Origin of the sequence: Pseudomonas mandelii, assembly GCF_024138395.1 — a bacterium.
Taxonomy (GTDB): domain Bacteria; phylum Pseudomonadota; class Gammaproteobacteria; order Pseudomonadales; family Pseudomonadaceae; genus Aquipseudomonas; species Aquipseudomonas mandelii_E.
In genome coordinates this window covers 1-12113 of record NZ_JAMYDU010000037.1, presented here as the reverse complement: position 1 = coordinate 12113, position 12113 = coordinate 1, and the positions used below count along the sequence as shown (strand labels likewise).

Annotated in this window: 7 protein-coding genes; 6 read left to right on the top strand and 1 reads right to left on the bottom strand. The window is 56.1% G+C overall.

The window, feature by feature from the left end; translation table 11 throughout:
• Window positions 1-8 precede the first annotated feature (8 nt).
• The 3 genes from NHU87_RS27235 to NHU87_RS27225 all read left to right on the top strand — a co-directional run bounded on the left by NHU87_RS27235 (window position 9) and on the right by NHU87_RS27225 (window position 7759).
• Complete coding sequence (locus NHU87_RS27235) at window positions 9-1376, top strand: DUF1329 domain-containing protein (protein ID WP_253554426.1); 1368 nt, start codon at window positions 9-11, stop codon at window positions 1374-1376.
• 139 nt (window positions 1377-1515) lie between these two features.
• Window positions 1516-4074, top strand: coding sequence for a LuxR C-terminal-related transcriptional regulator (locus NHU87_RS27230; RefSeq protein ID WP_253554423.1), 2559 nt, complete (start codon window positions 1516-1518; stop codon window positions 4072-4074).
• Window positions 4075-4243: 169 nt separating this feature from the next.
• Window positions 4244-7759, top strand: coding sequence for a dermonecrotic toxin domain-containing protein (locus tag NHU87_RS27225; RefSeq protein WP_253554420.1), 3516 nt, complete (start codon window positions 4244-4246; stop codon window positions 7757-7759).
• A gap of 52 nt (window positions 7760-7811) precedes the next feature.
• On the opposite strand, the gene NHU87_RS27220 is transcribed toward NHU87_RS27225, so the two are convergent.
• Entirely contained in the window at window positions 7812-8600 is a 789-nt protein-coding gene (locus tag NHU87_RS27220; RefSeq protein ID WP_253554417.1) for an IclR family transcriptional regulator, read from the bottom strand.
• A gap of 163 nt (window positions 8601-8763) precedes the next feature.
• Between NHU87_RS27220 and hmgA the strand changes: the two genes are divergently transcribed.
• From hmgA to maiA, 3 genes are read left to right on the top strand one after another with little or no spacing between them, the layout of a single operon-like run.
• Window positions 8764-10068 (top strand): homogentisate 1,2-dioxygenase, encoded by a 1305-nt coding sequence (hmgA, locus tag NHU87_RS27215; protein ID WP_253554408.1) that lies wholly within the window; start codon window positions 8764-8766, stop codon window positions 10066-10068.
• A 3-nt stretch (window positions 10069-10071) separates the two neighbouring features.
• A complete protein-coding gene (gene fahA, locus NHU87_RS27210) occupies window positions 10072-11376 on the top strand; it encodes a fumarylacetoacetase (protein WP_253554400.1) in 1305 nt (434 codons plus the stop codon).
• A 12-nt stretch (window positions 11377-11388) separates the two neighbouring features.
• Window positions 11389-12024: a maleylacetoacetate isomerase gene (gene maiA, locus NHU87_RS27205; RefSeq protein ID WP_253554397.1), complete on the top strand. Its 636-nt coding sequence runs from the start codon at window positions 11389-11391 to the stop codon at window positions 12022-12024.
• Window positions 12025-12113: the final 89 nt, after the last annotated feature.

The following is a 12113-nucleotide window of genomic DNA, read 5'->3' as shown; positions in this document are numbered from 1 at the left end:
TGATGTTAATGCGCAAGATGATTCTGCAATGCGGCGCCCTGGCCCTGAGCCTGCTGGCCGCCAACGTGATGGCGGCGGTCTCGCCGGAAGAAGCCAACAAGCTCGGCACCACCCTCACGCCGCTGGGCGCCGAGAAGGCCGGCAACGCTGACAGCTCGATCCCGGCCTGGACCGGTGGCATCCCGAAAAACGCCGGCGCTGTCGACAGCAAAGGCTTCCTGGCGGACCCGTTCGCCAGTGAAAAACCGCTGTTCACCATCACCGCAGCAACGGCCGACAAGTACAAGGACAAGCTCTCGGATGGGCAGCTGGCGATGTTCAAGCGCTACCCGCAAACCTACAAGATTCCGGTCTACCCGACCCATCGCACCGTGGCCCTGCCGCCGGAGATCTACGAGTCGGCCAAGCGCAGCGCACTGAACGTAAACAGCATCAACGACGGCAACGGTCTGGCCAACTTCACCGGCAATCGCTACTACGCGTTCCCGATTCCGAAGAATGGCGTGGAGGTGCTGTGGAACCATATCACCCGTTACCACGGTGGCAACCAGCGACGCATCATCACCCAGGTGACCCCGCAGACCAATGGCAGCTACACGTCGATCCGCTTCGAGGAAGAGATCGCCGTTCCACAATTGATGAAGGACCTGGACCCGGAAAAAGCCGCCAACGTGCTGACCTTCTTCAAGCAATCGGTGACCGCGCCGGCGAGGCTGGCGGGTAACGTGCTGCTGGTGCACGAAACCCTCGATCAGGTGAAAGAGCCGCGTCTGGCGTGGATCTACAACGCCGGTCAGCGTCGAGTGCGACGCGCGCCACAGGTGGCTTATGACGGGCCGGGCACCGCCGCCGATGGTTTGCGGACTTCGGATAACTTCGACATGTTCTCTGGCGCGCCGGATCGCTACGACTGGAAACTGATCGGCAAAAAGGAAATGTACATCCCCTACAACAGCTACAAACTCGACTCGCCAAGCCTCAAGTACGATGACGTGGTGAAGGCCGGGCACATCAATCAGGACCTGACTCGCTACGAGCTGCACCGGGTCTGGGAAGTGGTCGGCACGGTCAAGCCGAGCGAACGGCACATCTATGCCAAGCGCCACATGTACCTGGACGAAGACAGCTGGCAAGTGGCGCTAGCGGATCACTACGACGGTCGCGGCCAACTCTGGCGGGTGGGCGAAGGTCACGCTCAGTATTACTACGATCACCAGACGCCGGCCTACACCCTGGAGGCGCTCTACGACATCATTGCCGGTCGATACATTGCCCTGGGCATGAAGAACGAAGAGAAGCACAGCTTCGAATTCGGCTTCGAAGCCAAGTCTGCGGACTACACCCCGTCGGCCCTGCGCGCCGAGGGCGTTCGGTAAAGGTTTTGATACATCGGCTGTAAAGAGGGCGACCGTAGGGTCGCCTTTTTTATGGCCGTCAATCAGCGCGCTGAATTTTCGTCAACAAGCTGATGGGACGGGGCTAGGGTGATCGCATAACGATAAGAAGGCTCATTCGATGACCGCCATGACTGCCTGTCTGGATCGCCCCGGATTTTTGCCCAGACTTTCTTCCCATCATCAGCCACGTGGTCGACTGAGCGAACCGCTGCTCGAATCGGCGGCGCGGGTCAGGCTGGTCTGTGCGCCGGCAGGCAGTGGCAAAACCGCGCTGCTCACCGAATGCCTGTTGCGAGCCCCGGCGCATTGCACCGTGCACTGGTTGCCGTTGATGGGCGAGTCTTTGAGTACTGAGCAATTCTGTCAGCAGGTGGGCCAGGCTCTGGGTCTGGTCGACATGGATGAAGTGCGGTTGACTGCGGCTTTGACGCACTGGTCGACACCCACCTGGTTGTTTATCGACGATTACTGTCGGTTGCCCGACCCGGCGCTCGATGCGCTGCTTGATCGCTTGCTGGCACTCAGTAGCCCCGCGCTGATCTGGTGGCTCAGCACCCGTCGACGCCCGCCATGCAACTGGCCACGGTTGCTGCTGGATGACGAATTGTATGAATGCGAAAGCACGACGCTGGCGCTGTCGCAGGACGAGATCGCCCAGGCGCTGAAACATCTGTCAACGGAGCAAGCCACCCGAGTGGCCGGGCGAGTCATTCATCGAACCGGTGGCTGGTGCGCCGGCGTGCGCATGGCGCTGCTGCAAAAGTGCGACTGGTCGCAAAGCACTCAGCTGCAGCAACGGGTGGAAACGTTGCTTGATTACCTGCAGCACGAACTTTTCGGCAATCTGACGCCGGAACTGGCGGAAGTCTGGCGGGTACTGGCGAATCTTCCGCGCTTCAACGCTGAACTGTGTGAGCACTTGTTCGGCGCTGGAGAAGGGGCGCATTACCTGCGGACGCTGCAATCGCTGGGTTGTTTTATCGAGCCATGGAACGACTCGTCCCAGTGGTTGCAGATCTTCGCGCCTTTGGCGCAAGTGATGCGCGAAGAACACTGGCCCGCGGCCCGCTCATGGCATCGTCGGGCTTGCCAATGGTTCGCCGCTGCCGGGGACTGGCGATCGGCTTTCGAGCAGGCGTTGCTCGCAGAGGAATTCGAAACGGCAGTCAGCGTGTTGCAGCACTTCAGCTTCGAGCATCTTTTTGAAGAGCAAACCGTAGTGCTGTTATTGCGCCTGCACGAATGCCAAGGGGAAGGCATGACCCTGGGTTCACCGCAGTTGGTCGGGCTGATTACGGCAGCGCTGTTGTTTGCCGGGCGGTTCGAACAGGCAACGCAGTGCATCGCACACTTGGCCAATTTCATGCCGCAACCTTCGGCTTCTCTTGAACGGCAATTGATTGCGCGCTGGCAAGCGCAGCTGGGTTGGCTGATGCATTTGCAAGGTCGTATGGACCCAGCGCGTGAACTCTTTCAACATGCTCTGGACGCACTTGATTACGATGCCTGGGCGACAAGGTTGCTGTGCCTGTCAGGGCTGACTCAACAGGCGCTGCTATGTGATGAACTCGAACAGGCACACGCCATCAGCCGCGAAGCTTTGTGCCTGGCCCGGGCACAAGGCTCCTTGCTGTTTGAAGGCTTGCTGGAACTTGATCACGCGCAGTTGCTTGAGCAGCGTGGTGCTCCCGCCCGCGCTGACAACTTGCTTATGGGAATCGAGCAATTGCTTGGCCAGCGCGCGGAGCGGCCCTCACCGCTGCTCGGTCGTATCGCGCTGCGCCGTGGCCGATTGGCATTGAGTATGGGACTAGAGGAGCAAGCAGCCGTTCTGTTCAAGCATGGCCTGGATGATTGCTTGCGCAGTCACGATAAACATGTGTTGTACGCCTACCTGGGGTTGGCGCAAATTGCGGCCAACCACTGCGAATACGCGCAAGCGTTTGAGCGCTTGCACGAGGCCGAACGGTTAATGCAGCAACGCAGGATTCCAGATACGGTTTATCGTGGGGTGTTGTTACAAGTCAGTAGCCAGTTCTGGTTGCAACAGGGGCGAGCGCAGTTGGCACATGAGGCTTTGAGTCGGGTGCTGCGTCACTATCAACCACCGAATGCATTGCAGGCACCTCCGGCGACAGTTGAGTTGATTGCTCGTATCCAATACTTGTTGATACTGGCCAAGGCATATTTGCACCGTGGTAGTGATCTGCCAGAGCAACTTCAGGTGTTATTGGATAAGGCACGTAATTGCGGGGCGCAGGCACTGGAAGCAGAGCTGCATTTTGCGTTGGCCGAAGTGGCATCGCTGCACAACGATTCGTTACAGGTGATTGAGCATGTGGAATCCGGATTGAAGATTGTCCAGCGATCGGGGTTGCACTTTGTGATACGTCAAGTCTCCCTGCGCTCGCCAAAGCTATTCGATCCGGCTATTGCATTAGACCAAAAGCTGGAAATTACCGCAGAATCTGAAACAGAAAATATGCTTAGTCAGCGAGAGTTGCAAGTATTGGTCTTGATCTCCATCGGTGACTCCAATCAACAAATCGCAGAGAAACTTTTCCTTTCATTGCATACCGTTAAAACACATGCCCGAAGAATTTATATGAAGTTGGGAGTGATGCGTAGAACTCATGCGGTGGCAAAGGCCAGAACATTGGGTTTGATGTTGGAGTGAAGTGTGTCATTGCTTGTGGTTGTAACATTGGGTGTTGTTGCTGTGACAGGTTTAACACTGTTGGAAAAGTATTGCGGGTAGCTTTTTGCTGTGGGTCTGAATTAGTTTGATGTGGCGAGGCAAGTTGCAGTCAGTTGCTTGTCATTATCAAATTTATAGAGACTTTACTGTGGAATTTAATAAAGAAGCCGAAGGCGCAAGTCTGCGTGAGTTGGGCGAGGCCTTGGAAAACATCTCGCAAGAGCTGAAGCGTATTCCGTCATTCAGGGTGATACTGCAGGACGCTTTGCGTGACGAGTTATGGAAAGTTTCTGAGGGGACACGGCTCAGCAGTCTAGTTGTCAACGTTGTGGCGGGAGCCACACCGCTAAAAAAGGAGCCGCTCGGACGTTTGCTGGATGTCGTTATGGAGTGTCTGCAAAGTGGTCGAGTTCCAAACTATGATGCCAATACTTACGGGGTTTTCGATCACCCGAGCTTTACCAGTCCTGAAGACATTATTGCGGAAATCCCGATCTCGGCTATTGAGATGCTAGTGGCTGACGTGCTGAAAAAGCTTCCAGTTTATTACACGTCTGCTGTGCAGCAGTACTGGGAAAGCCCAACCGTTCAAAAAGAGGGTGGGGCCTATCCTCAGTTAACGCGAAAATCTGCCTTAGGCGTTCTTGAAGCTATTCTTTTCAATCGCGAACTGGATGCATTGGCGATTCAAAGTGTCATTACCCAGCAAGAAAGGGCTTTGATCGGTACGACTCTGCAAGCTGGTCTGACAGGCACTTGTTATGGGGTTTTTATTGAGGCTCAGAATGGCAAATACATCGAGCAGAATTCGATGTTTGTAGTGCCCCTCAAAGCACCTGTTTACGAACAATTGGTTTCGGGTGAACAAGGCGCTGTTGTGCTCTATTGCGCAAGTCGTGGTATCGAGGTGTTTTCCTCCTGTTCAGAACTTGAGCAAACACTGCTGAGTCGACTGGGTTCGCCGGATACTCAGGAGGAGTTTCTGCAGGCGGTCCCACTCAGTGAGCGTGCGGGTTTTGCGTTCGTTCCTGCTGTTCGCTTTTTGAAGGTACGTGCGAATTTGTTCGAGCGTTTCGCGCAAAAGCGGCTTCATACAATGTATAGCGACGTGACCTGGCATATGGAATCTATTGGCAAACCGGGTTCGGATCTTGATAAAACTGTTGTCACTGTAGAGTCTGTACAGTCTTTGTCCGGCATTCTTGATCAGGCCAAACAACGCCAGGCACAATTGCTTAAGCGTGTAGAGCAGAACGCTTGGCCGCAATGGTTGAAAAATACTTCCGAAGTCAATCAGGAGGTTTATGTTTCACTGCAAAAGCTTTTGCTTGAAGCTGAAGTCAAACATCATGAAACCACTGACGGCATAGCTTCGATGAAAGACTATGCCCGTCTCGCGGTAGAAGACTTTTTATCGCCCAGTGCTGATGAAAGGGTTAATCCAGACAATATATTTGTCAAAATTGTCCACACCGTACCGCTGGCGAATGGGCAGAAAGTGGAACTCAGCGAGTCTAAAACCCTGACTCAGGCGTTCATGCAAGGGGGGCATGATGAGGCGGGGCAATATCGAATTATTCTGGAAGAGTTCACCAACCATCCAAAACTGACGCCCGCCAATATTATGCGTAGTATCCGGGATTTTAATATTCGCGTGAGCTATGGTAGCGCGTTGCGGACGATCTACTCGCGACCAGAAGTTGCCGAGTCCATGCGTGAGGTTTTTGGGCGTAAGACTGCGTTGTCTATGTTTTCTGCAATTCTGCAGAGACATGTGAGCCCAAACGCTCAGGACTTGGTAACTCGTTATAACCTCGGTGACCCGTCGATTGAATCCATGGGAGTACATTTAAGAGGGAGGATTAAACCGTTCAGAAGTCTGCTGGTTTATCGCAGGAAAGGTCCCGATGCTGCCCGAGGTGCTCACGTCATTCATACACCAGAATTCCCGACGGGGCAGGAGTGGCATGAGTTTGCTGATCTGAAAAAATTACGGCACGCAATAGCGCGGTGGGTATTTGATCCGCGGCTTTGGACTTATTTAAAAGCACAATCTTATGCGAGTGATAGCGCTGAAGTTGAAAATTCCTACCTTGCTCATAATCCCCATGAAATGCTCAAGGAATGGTGGTGGTCGTATATCGAACTGAGAGGTTTTTCTGAAGACGGGCCACTAAAAGGGGCCGTTCAAAATTACATTGTGTGGGATGTCGATCAAGCTAACGTTGTAACTCCGCAATGGTACGCAAAAGCCAAGACTTCAGATCAGCGGTTATTGAATCGTTTGAATTCTGATTCCAAAGCGCTCTACCATCACTCTAAAGATATGCTCGACATTCAACCGTTCAAAGAGTTTTCGCGAAAGCTTGTGGCTAAGGAGTTGAGTGGTTATTTAAATCGCTCGGGCACCTCGGTGGAGATTAATCCAGATGAAGTCTGGGTGGAGTTTCATGCCGACTCGAAAATCAGCCTGACTGAACTGTTTATCCAATGGCAGCTATGGAGCAGTGACATTAACGCCTTCGTCAAGTTTTTCTCTTGGGTAAGACCCGGTGCCGCTCATTTGATTGCTCTAAAGGAAGAGTTGAGGACCGCAAGCTTCTGGACATTCACCAATCAGCCGATTGCCCAATTGAATGCCAGCGTTATCAACGACTTGATCGATTTGAAGCCAGGTGAAAAGTACCTTCAATATTTGCGAGAAAAATTCCTTGACGCACCCGACGTTGGCTTGAAGATAAACCTGTATCGCAAGACCAAACAAAATGAAATGCTGCGCGCTGCGTTGGTACAGAAAATCAAAGGCGAATTGTCTCAAAACCAATTCGACTGGCTGCAGGGTCTGATTAACGGTTTTGATCAAGACTTGCCACGCGAAGGCGTCATCACTGTGGGAGGCAAACCGGGCATCGGTGTGTATGAGCTTACGCTGCAGGGTCGAGCCATAACAGGCGCCTATGTTTTCGGGCGGAATGTCAACGGACGAGACGAGTTTATGGTCTATGTGCCCAATACTCTGGATGGCAAGGATTTTTTTCCGATTGCAGAGCTGGCCTCTCGGCTCGCAAGCCATGAATGCAGGTCGGCTGTCATGAGCCTGGTGCGGCTGGAGCACATGGAGGCCGTAAAAAGTCTGGTGGACAGTTACTGGACCGTAAGGCCTCTTGTTACTACGACTCCAGAACTGACAAACAGCTACCGGATACGGAGTTTTAGCAATCAATACAAGGAAAGGATCGGGCAGATCATCGCCGATGTGGACTTTCAAACGACCAGCAGTTGGGAAGCGTTCTGGAAAGATGCAAGGATACTGGCCGAATTTGCCCTGGATTTGGCTTCGATGTTTATTCCGCCACTTGGCCTGGCACTCACGGTATTGCGCATCACCCACTCGGTCGTTCAGGGCGTTGTGGCTACCAGCCTGGGCCTGGACGATGCCGCCAATGCTCATTTCGCCTCGGCTTGGCGCGGGGCGATCATGCTGTACGTTGGCAAGGTCGGTGCAATCGGTGCCCCGGTCAATCCACTGGCCTTGCTCTCGAACGTCAGAGACTTCGCCGACGTCATGACTGCTGTTACCGGCGTCGAGGTCGGTATCAACTATGTGACGGCCGTGACCACCCCGCCCTCGGTGGTGAACAGCACCACCCGCCTGCTCAACTGATGCAATAAACAGCGCGAATCACCGTTCTCGGATACTCGCGCTACGGCTCAATTCAGCCATTTTCGCTTTCAAACCCCATCCGCCAACTCACGGCCCGCGTCGCAGCCAGCAACCGCTGCGCCGCCGGGCCGTTCTCGTCGGCATGGAACAGCGAGGTCGGGCCAACGATGGTCAGCACGGCGGCGATCTGCCCGACGGCGTTGAACACTGGCGCCGACAGGGCATCCACGCCTGGCATCAACAATCCGTGTACATGATGCAGACCCCGTTCGCGGATCTGTTCACACAACGTTGCGTAAGTTTTCTCATCCCTCAGCGGATGATCCGCAACGGCGATTTCCTGCTCGCGCAATTCATCGGTTTCCCGATGCGGCAAGTAGGCACTGAATACCAGCCCGGTGGATGAACTGAGCAGCGGCAATACCGAACCCAGTTGCGTCACCACCGTCACCGCGCGCACCGCCGGTTCGATGTGCACCACGGTTGCGCCCTGATTGCCCCATACCGCGAGAAAACAGGTTTCGTTGAGTTCGTCGCGCAACTCGGCCAACGGCAGGGCGGCGACTTTCAACACGTCCATACTGTTGAGTGCGGCCAGGCCTACGCGCAGTGCTTCACGGCCGAGGCCGTAATGGTTGGTGGCGGCGTTCTGTTCGGCAAAACCCGAAGCGATCAACGCTTGCAGATAGCGATGCACCTTGCTCGCCGGCATCTGCACATGTTCAGCCAGGCGCGACAGCGAAGTGGAAGGCGACAACTCGGCCAAGGCCTTGAGGATGTCGGTGCCGACTTCGGCGGAGCGGACTTTCTGTTTGCCGTTGCTGTCGCTGGTTTTTTCCATGGTGCTGGCGGTTCCGAATCGAATGGACGTCTTTATAGCTTGACGCTGGATAGCGAGCAAATTACGTTATGCGTAATCGAATTACGACAATAACAACCCCGGCGTGCCGAAACCTCTGAACCAGAGCGATGGGCCATTGCCGACTCCCTGTTCAGGAGGCTCCATGAATCTCGATTCAACCGCGTCGACGCTGGCTTACCAGTCCGGTTTCGGCAATGAGTTCAGCTCTGAAGCGTTGCCTGGCGCGCTGCCCGTCGGCCAGAACTCCCCGCAAAAAGCCCCGTATGGCCTCTACACCGAATTGTTTTCCGGCACCGCGTTCACCATGTCCCGCAGTGAAGCGCGGCGCACCTGGATGTACCGGATTCAGCCATCGGCCAATCATCCGGCGTTCGTCAAATTGGAGCGGCAACTGGCAGGCGGGCCATTGGGTGAAGTGACCCCCAATCGTCTGCGCTGGAATCCGTTGGAGATTCCAGACGAACCGACTGATTTCATCGACGGTCTGGTGAGCATGGCTGCCAACTCCGCTTCTGAGAAGCCGGCCGGGATCAGTATTTACAACTACGTTGCCAACCGTTCGATGGAGCGCGTGTTTTTCGATGCCGACGGCGAAATGCTGCTGGTGCCGCAACTTGGCCGTTTGCGTATCGTCACCGAACTGGGTGCGCTGGAAGTCGCGCCGCTGGAAATAGCTGTGCTGCCGCGCGGTCTGAAATTCCGTGTCGAACTGCTCGACCCGCAAGCGCGCGGTTATGTCGCCGAGAACCATGGCGCGCCGCTGCGCTTGCCGGATCTGGGGCCGATCGGCAGCAACGGTCTGGCTAATCCGCGCGATTTCCTGACCCCGGTCGCTGCCTACGAAAACCTGCAACAACCGACCACCCTGGTACAGAAATTCCTCGGCCAGTTGTGGGCCACCGAACTCAATCATTCGCCCCTGAACGTGGTGGCCTGGCACGGCAACAACGTGCCGTACAAATATGATCTGCGCCGTTTCAACACCCTCGGCACGGTCAGTTTCGATCACCCGGACCCATCGATCTTCACCGTCCTGACCTCGCCGACCAGCGTGCATGGTCTGGCCAACCTCGACTTCGTGATCTTCCCGCCGCGCTGGATGGTGGCCGAGAACACCTTCCGGCCGCCGTGGTTCCACCGCAATCTGATGAACGAGTTCATGGGCCTGATTCAGGGCGAATACGATGCCAAGGCCGAAGGTTTCGTGCCTGGCGGTGCGTCGCTGCACAGCTGCATGAGCGCTCACGGCCCCGACGGCGATACCTGCACCAAGGCGATCAACGCTGAGCTGGCACCGGCTAAAATCGATAACACCATGGCCTTCATGTTCGAGACCAGCCAAGTGTTGCGCCCGAGCCGATTCGCCCTGGATTGCCCGCAACTGCAAAACAATTACGACGCATGCTGGGCCACGTTGCCCGCCACTTTCGACCCGACCCGGAGATAACCCATGACTCAGACTTCCATCACTCGTAGCTGGGTAGCCTCCGCCAACGGCCACGCGGATTTTCCGCTGCAGAACCTGCCGTTAGGCGTGTTCAGCGTGAAGGGCTCCGCGCCGCGCGGTGGCGTGGCGATCGGCGACCACATCTTTGATCTGGAAGCGGCACTGGATGCCGGCCTGTTCGAGGGCATTGCGAAGAGAGCAGTCGAAGCCACCCGTGGCGGCCAGTTGAACATGTTCTTCGAGTTGGGCCGTGAGGCACGCGTCGCCTTGCGTGAGCGCTTGATCGAGTTGTTCAAAGAAGGCAGCACCCTGCACGGCAAGATCGAAGCCCAAGGCGCCAAACTGCTGCCGCTGGCGGCAGATTGCGAAATGCACCTGCCGGCGAAGATCAACGACTACACCGATTTTTACGTCGGCATTGAGCATGCGCAAAATGTCGGCAAATTGTTCCGCCCGGATAATCCGTTGCTGCCGAACTACAAGTACGTGCCGATTGGTTACCACGGCCGTGCCTCGACCATTCGCCCGTCCGGCACTGACGTTCGCCGTCCGAAAGGTCAGACCTTGCCGGCCGGCCAGACCGAGCCGACGTTTGGCCCGTGCGCACGTCTGGACTACGAACTGGAACTGGGCATCTGGATCGGCCAGGGCAACGCGATGGGCGACTCGATCGCCATCGGTGACGCCGCCGATCACATCGCCGGTTTCTGCCTGCTCAACGACTGGTCGGCGCGGGACATCCAGGCCTGGGAATACCAGCCGCTGGGGCCGTTCCTGTCCAAGAGTTTCATCACCAGCATTTCGCCGTGGGTAGTGACGGCCGAAGCGCTGGAGCCGTTCCGTCGTGCCCAGCCTGCACGCCCGGAAGGCGATCCGCAGCCATTGCCGTATCTGTTCGATAAACGTGATCAGGCCGGCGGTGCCTTCGACATCGAACTTGAAGTGCTGCTGCTGACCGAATCGATGCGCGAGCAAAATCTGCCGGCCCATCGCCTGACCCTCAGCAACACCCAACACATGTACTGGACCGTTGCACAACTGGTTGCGCACCACAGCGTCAACGGCTGCCAGTTACAGGCTGGTGATCTGTTCGGTTCGGGCACGTTGTCCGGTCCTGAAAACGGTCAATTCGGCAGCCTGCTGGAAATCACCGAGGGCGGTAAAAAGCCGATTGAACTGGCGTCGGGCGAGGTGCGTAAATTTCTTGAGGATGGCGACGAAATCATTCTGCGCGCGCGTTGCAGCCGCGAAGGTTTTGCTTCCATCGGTTTCGGCGAATGCCGCGGCAAAGTGCTGCCAGCACGCTAAGAGGATCGGGTCATGGAACTCTATACCTACTATCGTTCGACCTCTTCCTTCCGGGTGCGTATCGCGTTGGCGTTGAAGGGCCTGGATTACCAGGCGCTGCCGATCAACCTGATTGCGCCGCCAGGTGGCGAACATCGACAGCCGACGTACCTGGGCATCAACCCGCAAGGCCGGGTACCCGCCTTGCGCACTGACGAAGGCGAGTTGCTGATCCAGTCACCGGCGATCATCGAGTACCTGGAGGAACGTTATCCACAGGTGCCGTTGCTCTCCAAAGACCTCGTTGCTCGCGCCCATGAACGTGGCGTGGCGGCGGTGATCGGTTGCGATGTTCACCCGCTACACAACGTCAGCGTGCTCAATCGGCTGCGTCAATTAGGACACGATGAACCGCAGGTGGTGGAGTGGATCGGTCACTGGATCAGCCAAGGGTTGGCGACGGTGGAGCAATTGATAGGTGAGACCGGTTATTGCTTTGGCGATCAACCGGGGTTGGCGGACGTCTATTTGATCCCGCAGTTGTATGCGGCCGAGCGCTTCAATATTTCATTGCAAGCCTACCCGCGAATTCGTCGGGTGGCGGCACTGGCGGCGACACACCCAGCCTTCTTCCTGGCCCATCCGTCGAATCAGCCCGATACCCCGTAACAAGGTCGTGCACCCTGTAGGAGCGAGGCTTGCCCGCGAAGAACGATAACGCGGTATTCCTGATGGACCGAGGCGTCTGGTTCGCGGGC